Origin of the sequence: Thermoanaerobacterium thermosulfurigenes, assembly GCF_051201035.1 — a bacterium.
GTDB classification, from domain to species: Bacteria; Bacillota; Thermoanaerobacteria; order Thermoanaerobacterales; family Thermoanaerobacteraceae; genus Thermoanaerobacterium; species Thermoanaerobacterium thermosulfurigenes.
In genome coordinates this window covers 1-15,738 of the sequence record NZ_JBPODR010000034.1, presented here as the reverse complement: position 1 = coordinate 15,738, position 15,738 = coordinate 1, and the positions used below count along the sequence as shown (strand labels likewise).

The 15,738-nt window shown below is 36.2% G+C and carries 16 protein-coding genes, 8 tRNA genes and 1 rRNA gene; 2 read left to right on the top strand and 23 right to left on the bottom strand.

Annotation, left to right across the window (positions count from 1 at the left end; translation table 11 throughout):
- From HNR52_RS10865 to cwlD, 9 genes are all read right to left on the bottom strand, one after another.
- On the bottom strand, positions 1 to 212 hold a 212-nt coding region (locus HNR52_RS10865), incomplete at its 3' end, for a 4Fe-4S binding protein (RefSeq protein WP_435620579.1).
- 14 nt (positions 213 to 226) lie between these two features.
- Positions 227 to 901 (bottom strand): hypothetical protein, encoded by a 675-nt coding sequence (locus HNR52_RS10860; protein ID WP_013787195.1) that lies wholly within the window; start codon positions 899 to 901, stop codon positions 227 to 229.
- A gap of 30 nt (positions 902 to 931) precedes the next feature.
- The gene (locus HNR52_RS10855) at positions 932 to 2,122 is read right to left on the bottom strand and encodes a CdaR family protein (protein WP_435620578.1); all 1,191 of its coding nucleotides are present in this window, start codon (positions 2,120 to 2,122) and stop codon (positions 932 to 934) included.
- Positions 2,112 to 2,945, bottom strand: a complete 834-nt coding sequence (gene cdaA / locus HNR52_RS10850) for a diadenylate cyclase CdaA (RefSeq protein ID WP_013787193.1) — start codon at positions 2,943 to 2,945, stop codon at positions 2,112 to 2,114. Before cdaA ends, HNR52_RS10855 begins: the two co-directional genes overlap by 11 nt.
- A gap of 133 nt (positions 2,946 to 3,078) precedes the next feature.
- On the bottom strand, positions 3,079 to 3,492 hold the full coding sequence (locus HNR52_RS10845; protein ID WP_013787192.1) for a universal stress protein: 414 nt from the start codon (positions 3,490 to 3,492) through the stop codon (positions 3,079 to 3,081).
- 69 nt (positions 3,493 to 3,561) lie between these two features.
- Positions 3,562 to 5,712, bottom strand: coding sequence for a transglutaminase TgpA family protein (locus tag HNR52_RS10840; protein WP_435620577.1), 2,151 nt, complete (start codon positions 5,710 to 5,712; stop codon positions 3,562 to 3,564).
- Positions 5,678 to 6,832, bottom strand: coding sequence for a DUF58 domain-containing protein (locus tag HNR52_RS10835; RefSeq protein ID WP_013787190.1), 1,155 nt, complete (start codon positions 6,830 to 6,832; stop codon positions 5,678 to 5,680). Before HNR52_RS10835 ends, HNR52_RS10840 begins: the two co-directional genes overlap by 35 nt.
- Complete coding sequence (locus tag HNR52_RS10830; protein ID WP_013787189.1) at positions 6,825 to 7,763, bottom strand: AAA family ATPase; 939 nt, start codon at positions 7,761 to 7,763, stop codon at positions 6,825 to 6,827. The genes HNR52_RS10835 and HNR52_RS10830 overlap by 8 nt, the downstream gene beginning before the upstream one ends.
- A gap of 104 nt (positions 7,764 to 7,867) precedes the next feature.
- A complete protein-coding gene (gene cwlD, locus HNR52_RS10825) occupies positions 7,868 to 8,542 on the bottom strand; it encodes an N-acetylmuramoyl-L-alanine amidase CwlD (RefSeq protein ID WP_013787188.1) in 675 nt (224 codons plus the stop codon).
- Between the two features lie 120 nt (positions 8,543 to 8,662).
- On the opposite strand from cwlD, the gene HNR52_RS10820 reads away from it, so the two are divergent.
- The gene (locus HNR52_RS10820) at positions 8,663 to 9,538 is read left to right on the top strand and encodes a LysM peptidoglycan-binding domain-containing protein (protein ID WP_013787187.1); all 876 of its coding nucleotides are present in this window, start codon (positions 8,663 to 8,665) and stop codon (positions 9,536 to 9,538) included.
- A gap of 31 nt (positions 9,539 to 9,569) precedes the next feature.
- On the opposite strand, the gene trxB is transcribed toward HNR52_RS10820, so the two are convergent.
- The 8 genes from trxB to HNR52_RS10780 all read right to left on the bottom strand — a co-directional run bounded on the left by trxB (position 9,570) and on the right by HNR52_RS10780 (position 14,558).
- Positions 9,570 to 10,478 (bottom strand): thioredoxin-disulfide reductase, encoded by a 909-nt coding sequence (gene trxB / locus HNR52_RS10815; protein WP_435620576.1) that lies wholly within the window; start codon positions 10,476 to 10,478, stop codon positions 9,570 to 9,572.
- A gap of 80 nt (positions 10,479 to 10,558) precedes the next feature.
- Entirely contained in the window at positions 10,559 to 10,834 is a 276-nt protein-coding gene (locus HNR52_RS10810) for a spore coat protein (protein WP_013787185.1), read from the bottom strand.
- Between the two features lie 11 nt (positions 10,835 to 10,845).
- Entirely contained in the window at positions 10,846 to 11,049 is a 204-nt protein-coding gene (locus tag HNR52_RS10805; RefSeq protein ID WP_041592054.1) for a hypothetical protein, read from the bottom strand.
- Positions 11,050 to 11,108: 59 nt separating this feature from the next.
- Positions 11,109 to 11,423, bottom strand: coding sequence for a MazG-like family protein (locus HNR52_RS10800; protein ID WP_013787183.1), 315 nt, complete (start codon positions 11,421 to 11,423; stop codon positions 11,109 to 11,111).
- Between the two features lie 9 nt (positions 11,424 to 11,432).
- Positions 11,433 to 12,950 (bottom strand): FAD-dependent thymidylate synthase, encoded by a 1,518-nt coding sequence (locus HNR52_RS10795; RefSeq protein ID WP_435620575.1) that lies wholly within the window; start codon positions 12,948 to 12,950, stop codon positions 11,433 to 11,435.
- Positions 12,951 to 13,075: 125 nt separating this feature from the next.
- Positions 13,076 to 13,151, bottom strand: a tRNA-Lys gene (locus HNR52_RS10790).
- A 4-nt stretch (positions 13,152 to 13,155) separates the two neighbouring features.
- Positions 13,156 to 13,240: transfer RNA gene (locus tag HNR52_RS10785), tRNA-Tyr, on the bottom strand.
- A 136-nt stretch (positions 13,241 to 13,376) separates the two neighbouring features.
- Entirely contained in the window at positions 13,377 to 14,558 is a 1,182-nt protein-coding gene (locus HNR52_RS10780; protein ID WP_013787181.1) for an iron-containing alcohol dehydrogenase, read from the bottom strand.
- A 234-nt stretch (positions 14,559 to 14,792) separates the two neighbouring features.
- Here HNR52_RS10780 and HNR52_RS10775 point away from each other — a divergent pair.
- Positions 14,793 to 14,865 (top strand) — tRNA-Thr (locus tag HNR52_RS10775).
- A 270-nt stretch (positions 14,866 to 15,135) separates the two neighbouring features.
- Here HNR52_RS10775 and HNR52_RS10770 read toward each other — a convergent pair.
- The 6 genes from HNR52_RS10770 to rrf form a co-directional block, all read right to left on the bottom strand.
- Positions 15,136 to 15,208 (bottom strand) — tRNA-Phe (locus tag HNR52_RS10770).
- Positions 15,209 to 15,230: 22 nt separating this feature from the next.
- Positions 15,231 to 15,307: transfer RNA gene (locus HNR52_RS10765), tRNA-Asp, on the bottom strand.
- 18 nt (positions 15,308 to 15,325) lie between these two features.
- A tRNA-Ile gene (locus HNR52_RS10760) sits at positions 15,326 to 15,401 on the bottom strand.
- Between the two features lie 8 nt (positions 15,402 to 15,409).
- Positions 15,410 to 15,484 (bottom strand) — tRNA-Glu (locus HNR52_RS10755).
- 6 nt (positions 15,485 to 15,490) lie between these two features.
- Positions 15,491 to 15,565 (bottom strand) — tRNA-Asn (locus HNR52_RS10750).
- Between the two features lie 7 nt (positions 15,566 to 15,572).
- Positions 15,573 to 15,681 (bottom strand): 5S ribosomal RNA (rrf, locus tag HNR52_RS10745).
- Positions 15,682 to 15,738: the final 57 nt, after the last annotated feature.

Sequence of the window (15,738 nt, the reverse complement as noted above, 5' to 3'; positions counted from 1 at the left end):
TATTTTATAACTGTTATGACTGTGTCTGGGCACATTATTGCACAAAATCCGCAGCTTATGCATTTTTCTATGTTTTCTTCTTTTATCATGGCTGGATGGTATCCTTTTATGTTTAATTTGTCTTTATCCATTTCTATTATGTGTTTTGGGCATGCTTCAACGCATAGTTCACAGCTTTTGCATAAGTTTTCGTTAAATATGACTTGCTTCAATCTCATCATCTCCATCATATTTTATTCCAAGGTGTTTTCATATAAAGATCTATAGGAAAAACGTCATATCCCATATTTTTAAGCTTTTCAGCTACATCTTTCTTGGCGGCTGTCATCTTTATGGGAATGCCTGTCTTCCTTGATACGTCTTCCGTTACTTCAATCCCTCTTATTACATCGTCTGCAGTCGTCTCGCACGACAGATGTGTGTTATTTACAAGATGCGTCACTTTTATTCTTGCCGCATTTTCTACAAGAGTCATGTATTTTATTGCAGATTCTACATCTTTTGTAAACGGCCTGTTTATATTTATTACAAAAAGCACATCTACATCTTTATCGGCTAATATATTGTGATATTGCCCAAACGCGATTGCTCCTGCATCGTCGCCTCCTATATCAAATACAGCATACTTCTCTTCATTCTGTATGACACTGTATATATCTCTGGATAAGGCCGGCATATCAGCATTCATGTATTTTTCATCCACACCAATTACTTTTATGCCCCATTTATCTAAAAGTTCCTTTCTCACCTCCCTTGGGCGAAAATAGGGATTTACTATATCAAGATCTACTATGTCTACATCATATCCGCATGTCTTTATATACCTTGCGTAATTTATGGCTATTTCTGTTTTGCCTGTGCCATAATGTCCAAGAACTACGGTAAGTCGTTTAAAGTCCATTGTGATCATCCTTCTACTATAAAATAAAGATCATTGAATATTGACATCCACAGATTGTGGATTTACTTTAACTATCTTCAGATTCAAATTTGTAGTCACATTTACTGGCAATGTCTGTGTACCTGTAGTTGCATTTGTAGCATCTACATAAGCATTAAAATCGCTGGAAGTAGCTGAATCTACCACATTCTCCGGACCAGTGACTGTTATCACTATGTTAGGATTTAGAATAGTGACATTTTTGTTGTCGCCACCTTTAACATCTATACTACTTAGTGTGATGTTGTTTGTAACGATTTTTTCAATATCTATAAAAACTTTTGCAGTGCTATCACTTTTCACAAGGCTCACACCATTTGGAAGGTCAAAAGGCACGCTTTCGGTGACAGACGTGTTTTTGCCCGATATGTCTATCTGCTTAGTGTCAACGCTTTTGATGGTATTTAATACAGCATCATCTCCCGTCACATAAACGTACTCAGGCAAGACACTTACTTGTGCAACATCATATCCATCCATAGGTTTGCCAAATATTTTTGCATTTACAGGTACTCTTATGGCCTTGTTCACATCTATATCCACTTTAATATATCCAGGATTCACATCTACGCCTTTGACTTCGTTGCCATTTCTGTCTACCGGTTCAACAGGGACAGATATGCTTACATCCTTTGATTTATTAGTCATATCAACTTGTGCTACAACATCTTTTATCAAATTCACTTTGCTTTCAGGACCGGTAATCACTACTTCACCAGGAGTCACCACGGCAGGCTTCATAGCAAAGCCATCCATTACAGCTCCATTGACCTTTACGTGCACTGGCATCTGTACTCTTGAAACTTTGTCTACATCAAGCTTTACCTCTGAAGGATTTGCAGAAACAAATGTCACATTTTTAGGAAGTGAACTTACTTCAATAGGCACGACATTTATCCCCTTTGTTATTATCCTGCTGACGTCTGCTTCAACCTGTATGTCTGAAGGTCTTACATTCATCACATCGCTTCTTCGTCCTTTAATCCTGACTGTCACCGAGAAATTTTTATCTCCTATAAGCGTCAATCCTTTCTTGTCAAGCGTATTGACATTCACTATATTTACAGGAATATTGCCTACATCATAAGATATCTCTGGGTTCTTCTCACCCATCACATAAAGCCACAATATAAAAGCTATTACAACCGAAAGTATTTTTATAGGTAGGTTTTTACTCAGCATGTTTATTCCCCCATTTGAACCAGTTAGAGCCTTTGCTGTCCTTCACCTTGAACATACTTAAAAGAACTTCTTTTAAAGTCTTTATATCCAAATGCCTTGATATTCTTCCGTTCTGAGCAAGTGATATAGTACCAGTTTCTTCTGAAACTATGACTGATACAGCATCTGACACTTCAGTCACACCTATGGCAGCTCTATGCCTCGTACCAAGCTCAGTGCTTAAATTTTGATTGTCAGTAAGTGGCAAAAAACATCCAGCGGCCATTATCCTATCGCCTCTTATTATAACCGCTCCATCGTGAAGGGGGGTATTTGGTATAAAGGTATTTATGAGAAGCTCACTGGATATTTTAGAATCAAGTGAAATGCCGGTTTCTATCAATTCATTTAAACCAGTATTTCTTTCCAAAACAATCAAAGCACCTATTTTAGATCTGGACAAGAATTGAACAGCATCACATATCTCACTTATGACATCGGCTATATCCTGGACTTCATCGTTTATTATGAAAAAGTTTCTTTTAATAAACTCGCTTCTACCGAGAGATTCTAAAGCTCTCCTCAGTTCCGGCTGAAATACTATTAAAAGTGCTATAACGCCAACAGTCATTGCATTGCTTAAAATATAATTGACTGTCCTAAGCTGCAGCCACTCGCTTAATTTTGTAAGTATTAAAAGAATTATAATTCCTTTAAATAGTTGCTCAGCTCTGGTTTTTCGTATGACTAATATAAGGCGGTACGTTACATAAGCTATTATCGCTATATCTACGATGTCATTTACTCTCATAGTCTTTATTATTTCTATAAGGCCATTGAACAAAAAACTCACCTCTTGAGGCAAAATTGTAAACTAATATAATTTTAGTACTTGCTCATAATAATTATACACTAATAATTCGGAAAATCCTATAAACTTAGTGGATTAAATAAAGAAAAAAGTCATAGAATGACAGTCATTCTATGACTTCAACGATTATATTCTTCTCCTCAACCCGCTTTATGAGAGGATTTATCACATCTCCATGAATCAATACGTCAAAGGCAGATCTCAATGATTTGCCTACTATTATCTCTGTAATATCGTTTTCAGCAGCAAATTCAGCTAAAGCATCTGAAATCTTCTTTCCAACCAATATGGATACTCTGCCACCTAATTTCTGAGCCATCTCAAAGAGTTCAACTAAGATCTTGTGTTCCTTCAAATCTTTATATATATCATTGTTTTTATTCACATACACAACACAAAATTCCCCATTTGTCTCTTTCGCCCTCTCTGCTCCTCTTTCAACAAGCCTTTGGCAGCTCTTTTGCGGAGTAACGCAAACCATAATTCTGCTTTTTACTCCAGGCTCGTAACTTAAAACCATCAGTAAGCCTCCTATCAGGAGAAATAATAACAACTCCAAATATATTATATATTCGATAACATATTAATGTCAATTAATCAAATCACCCGGTTTACTACCACTAAACTTTTTATACCCCATATTTTTCTTAAGATACTCCTTTATATAAATGATATCTTCTTCTGATGGTTCCATGTTGCCATACACTAAATCATTATAAATTTTTGTAATCTTGTCGAAGTCAGAAAAGCCCATATCCAATATTCTATTTTGAAACTCTACAGTGGTTTCACTGTCATATCTTTTAAATCCTCTCCTTTTAAGCCTTTTTAAAATTTTATTGTAGTAGTACAAAAAGGCACTTCTTCTTGAACTAAGATGTCTCTTTAATAAAACATATCTGATAGCTGCAAATATGGCTAATAAAAGAAGCAAAACAACAAATAGTACCATTCTATGCGTATTTTTGTTGGATGTGTTATTTTTGGATAAACCCCCTATAGGTTTATTTTGTACCGAATTTTGGTTGGCATTTGACTTAGTAAGAGGAACAGTGCTACTATCATTCTTTTGCTGTACTGCTGACACATCGCTATTATTAACTGAAGATGCACCTGCATAAGTTTCTTGATAAATTGCCGTCGGCTCAAACGTCACCCAACCGCTGTTTTGAAAAGGCACCTCCACCCATGCATGTGCATAAGATTCTTTTATGTCATATTCACTACCTAATACAGGTTGTGAAGGCATCTTAAATCCTACAACATATCTGGCAGGTAGCCCTATTGTCCTAAGCATTATAACCATTGATGTTGCAAAGTATGTGCAATACCCCTGTTTTAAGTCAAAAAGGAAGTAATCAACAAAATCTCTTCCCTGTGGCGTATCAGGCACATCAAGATTGTATTTATAAGTATTTCTCAAGTACTGCTCGATAGCCTTTACTTTGTCATAATCAGTTTTCTTGTCCTTTGTAATGCTTAATGCAAGTTCTTTCACCCTCTCTGGAAGATTAGAAGGATACTGTAAGTACATGCTCATGTCACTGCTATTTACTACCTTGTCCTTCTCCAGAGAACTTGCACTTATTTCCGTCTTGTAATACTGTACTGTGTACCCGCTTTTCACATGTCTACCTGCTGTCGTCATGGCTAACGTACTTCTATCGTATATATTGCTGATATTTACATGGTAAGGCTGCCAAGGCGAAAAAATAATATTGGTATCCATTGCAACAGGGTAAATCTCCACACTTTTTATCGTGTATTTAATATTTTTATCAAATTCCGGTTGAAAGTAATTATCCCTCCCAAAACTGTGCTGAACTACTGAATTAGTCCATTTGTTGTTTTCATAAGTATCAAACACTTCACCTCTTAAGTACAGACTCTCATCAGCTTCTACCCTCATTACTACTTGATCGCTTACAGTTTCTGGTCCGCCTAAATCTTGAGAAAATGAACTAAAATCTGTTGTAAAGCTATTTGCATCACTTGTACTTCCTATGCCATTTCTCCATGTTTTTGTAAATGGAAATGCAGCGTAAAATTTATCATTTAATGTTTGCCACACTAAAGGGTGAAAATTTTTCGGCGCCGTGTATGCAATAGCCGTGCTTATAGATGAAAACAAAATTGCGATAACCAAAAGACTTGCGATGGAAGCTTTTCCATTTCCCGCTTTTTGATAGTTGATTACTGACATGTTTATAAAACTTGCTGCTACATAGAATACTAAAAAAGCATATGCTTTGTCTACGTAATTGTACCACTGAAAAACTAATACAAGTATGCCAAACAGCATAGTCAAGAAATAACTTTTTAAAATCCTGTTTAAAAAAGTAATAACAAGCGAAATCAAAAAAACACTCAACAAGACTGTTGTAAAAAAGTATTTGTTTGTCAACCGACTAAATCCTTCAGGCCAGTTTGGCTCACTCATGTATATATAAAGCCAATTGACGTATTTATCAATTTCTAATACGACTTTTGTAAGCACATCTTTTCTCATGTAAAAATAATACAAATCAACTAATATGAAAGTTGACAAAAAAGTGACTACAAGCTGAGGTCTCTTTAAGAAAATAGTCGAAAGCGCTACAAACACCAAAGTCAAAGAAGTCACTTCTACAATGTCTACTTTAAAATTCAAGCCGACAAATACCGAGAGAGACAGAATTACTGTCAATAAAGACGTCATAATATACTCAATTATATTGAACTTCCATGTGTACACCTTCATACATATCTCTCCAAGATGTTATTTTTATCCCTAAATTTTCCAGTCTGTTTTTCGTTTTTTCATCCAATCTATCTTTATTGGTATAAAAGATTGCAATGTTTTGATTAATATTGACTTGAGCCAAAACTTTCAATAATGTTTCATCAACGGATGGAGTAACAACAGCCATCGTAGAATCTCGTGGAAGGCCACTTACGTACTCAAACAATTTTTTGCCAAAATCCATTTCATAAATAGGAAACAACTTTAAAGTCAAAAGTTTAATTATACTAAAATCCTTTACTCTGCTACACTGTGCTAACGACCTATTCGTATCGTAATCAATAAGCCGTACAGGGATCCCATTTGTAAGACAATATTTTACTAGTGAAAGCACACACTCTGCCGTCATCTCATCTATAGTCCCGTCATCTGCTTTATAATGATTCTTGTACAAATCCCACAACACAACAACTTCACTTAAAGCCGTATGCTGGTACTCTTTTACATATAATTTTTGCAACTTTGCTGATATCCGCCAATGAACCTTTTTAAGACTATCTCCGTCCACATATTCTCTTAAATTCGCCAAATTTGTGTAATCTTCAAACTGCTTGGCACGACTTGCGAATCCACCTATGTCTAAAGCTAAGGGCAAATCAAAAGCAATATCGTATACCTTAGGATACACCACTATATTATATCGTCTATTGACCGTCTTCTTCATTTGAAATATGCTGAAAGGATCCTTTATCTTTACTGTAATCGGGCCAACAGTATATATCCCTCTTTTTTTAAACAAAACGTTTCTTTTAATAACTTTTTTCTGAAATGGATTCAAATTTGTCGCAATAGGAAAAAAGTTTTTATTATTTTCGTCAATTGACACAAATGCCAGTGGCAAAAACAATTTGTTTTTAATCTTTATGCTGTACTTGACCTTATCGTCAACATAGATTTCGGTGCTGTCAATATAAATTTCTATTGATACAGATAAAATGCCTATTGCGGCATATAAAAAACTTAGCGACAATAAAGCCACATTTACAAAGGAAATATAATACAATATTTCACCGCTGGTAAAAACCGCAAAAAGAAAAGAAACAATGGTAAATGACAATAATAAAATGAAGTTACGCATACTTTCTTACCACCGGAACTTTTACCGTATTCAAAATGTCTTTTATGACGCTTTTTTCATCTACTTTATTAAATCTCATCTCATTTTTTAATATTATCCTGTGAGACAAAACTGGCACACATAAATATTTTACATCATCAGGCAATACGTAAGTGCGCCCTTCTATAAACGCCTTTGCTTGGGCTGCCTTCATCAAATTTAAAGCCGCTCTTGGACTTGCACCTAAAAGAACCATATCTGAATTTCTCGTCTTATTTACTATGTCTATAATATAAATCAATATGTTGTCATCAACATATACAGATTTTACTTCATCTTGCATCTTCAAAATCTCTCTAATTGATACTACTGATTTTAAATCTTCCAGTGGATCTAAAACTTCAAACATCTTAAGCATGTTTATTTCATGCTTCACATCTGGATACCCTAAGCTTATTCTAATCATAAATCTGTCTAACTGCGCTTCAGGTAATCTGTATGTTCCATCGTATTCAATCGGATTTTGCGTGGCAATTACCATAAATGGCCGAGGCAAATGATAAGTATTTCCGTCAACAGTAATCTGCCTTTCTTCCATAGCTTCTAAAAGACTTGATTGTGTCTTAGGAGATGTTCTATTTATTTCGTCTGCCAAAAGAATTTGGCTCATTATAGGACCTTGTTTAAATTCAAAGACACCTTTTTCAGGATTATATATGGAAACTCCAATGACATCTGACGGCAATAAATCCGGCGTAAATTGAATCCTCTTAAAATCTGCACTTATGGATTTAGCCAATGCCTTTACTAATGATGTCTTTCCAACTCCAGGAACATCCTCTATAAGAACATGTCCACCAGATAAAAGCGCTGTAAGGACAAGCTTTACTTCTTCGGCTTTGCCCACTATAACTTTATTTACGTTATCAATAATTTTATTTATGATCTCCATAATTCCTCCATCGTTTCAAATAAATGTTATACACAAATATTTTGCCCAATTTGTATGATTTCTTTACTTTAAGTATACAAAAAAAAGATCCCTTAAACAAGGACTCAAGATTTTTCTTTAAAATACCTATTTACACCTTTGTATATGGCCCACGCTATCTTATATTGATAGTTTTCATCATTTAAAAGCCTCTCTTCCTCAGGGTTGGACATGAAGCCACACTCTATTATCACAGCAGGCATTTTTGCATGCCTCAAAATATAGAATGTACTTGTCTCTTTGGCCATTCGGTCATTGTTGGGATCTAACGTCTTTCTAAGCTCATCTTGGATTATTTCTGCTAAAAGTTTGCCTTCCTTTGAATCTTTTTGATAAAAAACCTGTGCCCCTTTATACCTTGGATCAGGAAAACTATTTAGGTGAATGCTTAACATAATATCGCCTTTTACATCATTGCCAGCATGTACTCTATTTTTTAAATCCTTCATTATGTCTTTATCTGACAATGTGTCATCTTCTCTCGTCATAAGTGCTATTCCACCGCTTTCCTCTATTAAGTCTTTAAGCTTTAACGCTATTTTAAGATTTAATTTATCCTCGTTTTCTCCATATTTGCCGGGCTTACCCGGATCACTTCCTCCGTGACCAGCATCGATTATAACGATCTTATTCATCAAAGGAATTTGATTTACTGTCTCAACAGTTTTGCTTAAAAAACTCAATAGAGCAATAAACATTAAAGCTATGACGATAAAGAAAAAATATCTATACCGTTTCATCTGAATTTCTCCTCCACTTTTATTAAAAAGCCACAATATAAAATATTCAAATATAGACGCAACTATGTCACCATAAACTTCAAAATACATATTATGAATATGGAAAGGAGGAGTATAAATATGGTTACATTGGAATTTACGTATGTCGTAAAGTCCGGAGATACTTTATTCTCAATTGCAAAAAAGTTTAATACTTCTGTGGAAGCCATTATTTCGAGAAACAACATCATCAATCCATCGCTTATATATCCTGGCCAAACATTAATAGTGCCAGTTACTGGAGTCTATTATACAGTCATGCCTGGCGATACAATTTACCTAATAGGCCAAAAATTTGGCATCCCTTATGAATCGATCATTTATGTAAATAACATACTTTACCCATACACAATTTATCCAGGACAAATGCTTTTTATACCAGGCGGAAATATTCCTATGCAGTCAGCACCTGAAATGTCTTATGCTCATAACACTTATACAGGATCATTCGGTGAAATACACAACATACCGGCAGCGCTAATGTACAATATGCCATGTCCAACAAATTACATCGTTCAGCCTGGCGATACATTATGGAGCATAGCAAACAAATTCGGCGTTCCTCTTGATGAGATATTAAGAGCCAACTATTTTATGGACCCAAACATGATTTATCCAGGTCAGACTGTCGTCATACCGTGTCCACCAAAAACATCTCCTACTATGCCTTATAATCCACCGTTTGAACATCATAAAGAAGGCAGAATGGTGTACGTGGTAAAACCTGGCGATACACTTTACAATATTGCTGCAAGATTCAATACTACAGTCGATGCAATATTAAGAGCTAACCCTGACATTCAAAATCCTTCCCTCATATACCCTGGACAGAGAATAATAATACCTACCTTGAAAGAGTCTGAAATCAGCAATGACACTAAAACACAAAGCGATGACGATGAAACCAAAGAAAATGAAAAGAAAGACGATAAAAAAGAAGATGAAAATCAAGAATAGAAAAGGCCATCCATTAATGGATGGTCTTTTTTTAAAGGCTATCTATATACTTTTCAGCTACATAAGCAGCAATAGCACCATCTGCCGTTGCTGTCACTACCTGCCTCAATGTCTTTTTCCTAACATCCCCCGCAGCAAAAACACCCGGAATATTTGTCTTCATGTCTTCATCGGTTATTATGTAACCATACTCATCTGTATCGACGATGCCTTTTACTAATTCCGAATTTGGGCTTAATCCTATGGCAATAAATACACCATCAACTTTTAATGTGGTTTCTTCATTCGTCTTCACATTTTTTAAGACTAATCCTTCAACACCATATTCTCCTTGTATATCCTTCACAACAGTGTCCCAGATAAACTCTATCTTAGGATTTGCAAAAGCTCTATCTTGAAGGGTTTTAGAAGCCCTTAATTTATCTCTCCTATGAATTACATATACCTTCTTAGCAAATTTCGTAAGGTAGTTTGAGTCTTCCATTGCAGTATCGCCACCGCCTACAACGGCAACTACTTGATCCTTATAAAATGCCCCATCACACGTAGCACAATATGAAACACCTGAGCCTCTGAATTTTCTCTCTTTATCAAATCCTAACTCTTTAGGTGTAGCACCTGTAGCTATTATTATTGCTTTCGCCTCATAAGTCTTCTTGTTGGTGGTGACTTTTTTTACGTTGCCTGTGATGTCTAACCCCACAACCTCCTCATTGTAAATCTGCAGCCCATACCTTTTAGCTTGAGATTCCATTTTGTTTATAAGATCAGGGCCGCTAATACCGTCAAATCCCGGGTAATTCTCTATTTCGTATGTGGTCACTATCTGTCCTCCCACATACATTTGCTCTATCATTACAGTATCTAATTTAGATCTGCAAGCATAGAGACCTGCCGCAAGTCCCGCTGGGCCGCCACCCAGTATAATCAAATCGTACATACAATAATCACTCCTTTAAACAATACAATAATGGAAGTAGTATTTCACTACTTCCATTATTGTACCACATTTTTTTCTTTTTACATAACGCCTGCTGGTTGTCTAAATTTATTTTTTGCTTCTTGTATGTCTTGCATCTGTGCCGGTTTTACTGAATACCAACCCCTCTGACTTATGGCATTCCAAACTTGTTTTTGTTCTTCGAACGTAGAATTTAATGCATTGATAAAATCCTTTTTGAGGCTTTCATTGGCTGCTTCTGTTGCAGCATGTGAAAGGACCTCTATGGCAAGTTTGTAATCTCCTAAGACGCCCATCATTATATCCTTATCCGTCATTCCTGTACTACCCATCATATGTATCCCTCCTATCCTAAATTTTTCACTATAGAGTTAAAACTGTTTTGACACCTATCTGCTAAATTTTGACACATTGCCTTTAACTGTTGATCTTTAAGCCTTGAAGCACTGTCATTTAAGCATTTAATCATGTGTTCTTGAAGTGAAAGCACGTCATCAATGTACATCAATTCTTTGCTGGAAATTTGTTGCAACTTAATTCCTCCTTTCATGATCGTTCAAATTTAATATGTGCACATGAAAAAAAAATATACGGCATTGCCGTATAATATTATTTTATATAACCTTTTTTCTTCAATTTTTCAATATGTTCTTTTAGCTTCTCATCAATGCTTATGTTGTACTGGTCCTCTAAAACAAACATCATCGATACTGCCACTTGTGCCACATCCAAAAGCTCTTCAGATATTTTCTCAGCCACATCCTTGTTTGACATTTTTACGCTTTCCCCATTAAGACCCCTAAATTTACCTATAGCTTGTGCCAGCTCTCCTGCTTCCTCCATAAGTTTCAAAGCCGTCGATTCCAAAGAAGGTTTTAGATTATTTAACTTAGGCAAACTAATTGCTTTGTATTCAGTCTCCATTTAATCACCTCACGACTGTTTTCTTCGCGCCAGAAATTCTGCCACTTCCGGTGTCGATTCTTTTATCAAATCAAGCATTTTAAATGAAATATTCCTTATATCCCATTGAGCCTCAGGCGTACACCTTAAATTGGCATAGTGATCAAAAGCCCACAAATCTGTATCCATTAAAACAATCCGCTTATGGGCATTCGTAACCACATATGAGCTTGTTTCTGGTAATTTTTCATGTAGCTCCAAATATAATTTTTCAGCTTCATCAATCGCTCTCTTTAATACATCTGTACACCCAGCTTTTTCAATATTTGGAGGTACTGTATACCCATTCTCTATAGTCGGCTTATAAGCATTAAAATTAATCATTCTGTGCCTTAACAGTTGATGCCACGCAGCTTCACTTAATCTCAATTGAAATTTATACCTTACAGATCTAAAAGGTTCTATAAGATGATCAAACTGATCCATCTTAGAAGAAGCTGATTTCACGATGATTGCTTTCTCTTCCATTCCCAACTTCATAACCAAATCTTTAATTCTTTCCAGTGGTTTCCCTGTATAAGAAAAAATAATATGCATAGTCAGTATATCAAGGAAAGTCATATCACCGTTTTTACCTGTGTAATCAATCAACTCAACATCTGAATCCACGGAAGCATTCTCTAAATCATATCCATTGACTAAATCTTCCATCTCTTTATTTACAGTCAATTGATATTTAGATGGGCTCAAATGCCTCATCATGCTTGGCGCAATTTTTTCTGCCTCGTCAATTATATTTCTTGCCAGTATTTCTGCTTCTTTTGTGCCATGGGATTGCAATTTTCTGACTATATCTTGCAAATCAAGGGCATTTAACGCCACAGCAAAGCTGGTCTTTGCAGACAGCAGCAAAGCGTATCTGGCATCCTCAAAAGCTATCTTGCTTATCCTCCCCATATATGCTTTATCGCTTTCATGTTTATTCTTCTCAACAGTTAACTTCAAATAATCAGTGAGTTTACTTACAAGCGTCTCATATGCGTCAAAAGATACATTCCATACTTTTATAAATTTCTCTTTTAACTCCGGATAATTTTCAAGTTCCGGGGGTATTACAAATCTATCCCTATTAGGTCTTTGATATCTCTGGCTCCACTCTATGTAAGACGGTCTTTTATTCATCAATTCTATATCGCCGGACAAAAATCTGGAAGTATCTTCTATGCACAAGTGCATCAAATTCTGCTCTGCTATAGACGAATGGCCAAACCTTTCCACCCATTTTTCATGAAAAGCTTTTGCCTTTTGCATTGCCTCATCAAGTGGAATATCTTGTGTCGTTAAAAAATCACTTATATCAAGGTCTCCTGATGTCAATGATTCTAATATGTTTAGCCTCCAACTGGTGTCTTTTCTGCTTACCTTTGAATTAATAGGAGGTATTATAAATTCTGGCAGTGAATGTATAAAATAAACAGGCCCATATAAATTCGTAACAAACTTTTTTAATAAGTTTTCTTCAGCCTCAGTCAACTTTCTCATTAACATTTTAAAACTCCTCTCGAACTTAATCATATATAAATTATATCGTAAAATAGTGAAATTTGTAACACTAAAAATAAAATAAAGGAGCTTCAAAGCTCCTCTCATCCCATATCTTCTTAAAGTAAAAATGGTGACCCATCCGCGATTCGAACGCGGGACACCCTGCTTAAAAGGCAGGTGCTCTGCCGACTGAGCTAATGGGTCACAATGGTGGAGGGAGATGGATTCGAACCATCGAAGGCAATGCCAACAGATTTACAGTCTGCCCCCTTTAGCCACTTGGGTATCCCTCCAAAATTATCTGCTAATTTCAGCAACGACTTTTTTATTTTATAATAAATATAACATATTGTCAAGTATAGATAGGAAATTATCTCTTTAATAAGAGCAAAAAGCCGCCTTTATTCCTAAGTCGGCTTTTAAACACAGTTAGAAACAATTTTTGTATATGGATACTACCTCATCTAATGATAGCTTGTATGGATCCACATTAAACAAGCCACCCATTGTATCCATAGCATTTTTCCCTAATTTTGTAGCTTCATCCTCAGTTACTCCAAAGCTTGACAAACTTAAATCTTCCATTCCTATATTTTTAATCAATTTTTTAAGACCGTTTATAAAACACATGGCTTGTTCTTCTACAGTATCTCCAACTATCTCCTCGCCCATTGCTCTTGCTATATCTACAAACCTTTCAGGAGCTTTTGAAGCCATGAAGCTAAAGTAAGACACCGAAAGCATTATAAGTCCAGCACCATGTGGTATCTCTGGATGGTATGCACTTAAAGCATGTTCTAACGAATGATGGGAAATGCATGATGACAATGATTCTACTATACCTGCAGCAGTACTTGCCCACGCTAACGCTGTGCGAGCCTCAATATCACTGCCATCTTCTACAGCTTTAGGAAGATTCTCAGTAATAAGACTTATGGATTGAAGTGCTAAAACATCACTTCCTGGCTGGTTGACAGTTGCCAAATATCCTTCCACAGAGTGGAAAAATGCATCCATGCCTTGATAAGCAGTAAATTTCGGTGGAATTGAAACCATCAATTCAGGATCAACGATGGAAAGTGTAGGATATGTATACTTACATCCAAACCCAATCTTCTCATTTGTCTCTGTCTTTGTCACGACAGCCCACGGATCAGACTCTGTGCCAGTACCGGCAGTCGTAGGAATAGCAACGATAGGCAATGCACCATTTTTAACTTCCATTCCTTTTCCGCTGCCACCTGAAACATAATCCCAATAATCACCTGTATTCTTAGCCATCACAGCTATTGCTTTTGATGAATCTATTGTGCTACCGCCTCCTAATCCTATGACAAAATCGCATCCATTGTCCTTTGCTACTTTTGCTCCCTCCGCAACATGCTCTGCGATTGGATTAGGTAATATCTTATCATAAACGACATAATCAACACCATTTTGCTTTAAGTAATTAACAACTCTATCCAGATAACCATGCTTTCTCATTGAATTGCCATTACCTATGACCAATAAGGCTTTCTTGCCCGGCAATTTAACGGTAGCCAACTTTTCCAGTGTACCTGGTCCAAAAATAATTTCTGTTGGCATAAAATAAGTAAAATTAGTTTTCATCTATATAGACCCCCTCTGATTTTTAATTCATTTATAATTATCCCAATATCTATTATGATACTTTAAATTTTAAAAGTCAAGAAATCGAACATTTTTTATCAACCAATAATAATTATCTATTTTGTATTAATCTATTTATAAATTACATTAGTAATTTTCTAATTTACACTTTCGTTTTATCAAAATAGATACTTGATAAAAATCAATTTTCATGATATATTATATTAGTGTGGTGCTGGCATAGCTCAGTCGGTAGAGCAGTTGATTCGTAATCAACAGGTCAAGGGTTCAAGTCCCTTTGCCAGCTCTGGATTTTGGAGGATTTAAGGGTATTGAGATTTTATCGATGCCCTTTTTTGTATACAAAATATATGCGAAACTAAGAAATCATTAGCAACAAGCTTCATAAATGAATTTGTAACTCAAAGAAAGAAATAAGAAAATGCGAATAAAAATAATCTGTATTTGATATAAAAAAACTAAAAAATCTTTACAAAAGATGAAATTCTTTATAGGTTAATGATATTAATGAAAAAAAGAGTTTCAACACAAATGCTGAAACTCTTTTTTTCATTAATGCCTCGAAGTGGAATCGAACCACTGACACAGGGATTTTCAGTCCCTTGCTCTACCGACTGAGCTATCGAGGCGTATTAAAATTATGTATAATAATGGCGACCCAAAAGGGGCTCGAACCCTCGACCTCCAGCGTGACAGGCTGGCGCTCTAACCAACTGAGCTATTGGGCCGCAATATCTATTAACTTATGGTGGGCCTTCAGGGACTCGAACCCCGGACCAATCGGTTATGAGCCGACCGCTCTACCAACTGAGCTAAAGGCCCTCGATTTATGGTGACCCCGACGGGATTCGAACCCATGTTACCGCCGTGAAAGGGCGATGTCTTAACCACTTGACCACGGGGCCACGTATTGGCTCCTCAGGTAGGGCTCGAACCTACAACCTACCGGTTAACAGCCGGTTGCTCCACCATTGAGCTACTGAGGAATATATTATCCGGCAGCGACCTACTCTCCCGAGTAATCAGTACCATCGGCGCTGGAGGGCTTCACTTCCGTGTTCGGCATGGGAACGGGTTTTTAACCTCCGCTATTGCCACCGGAAATCTTTTGTTCATTTTTCTTAAATGAACTTTGAATACTGCACAATGCTAAAGGTCA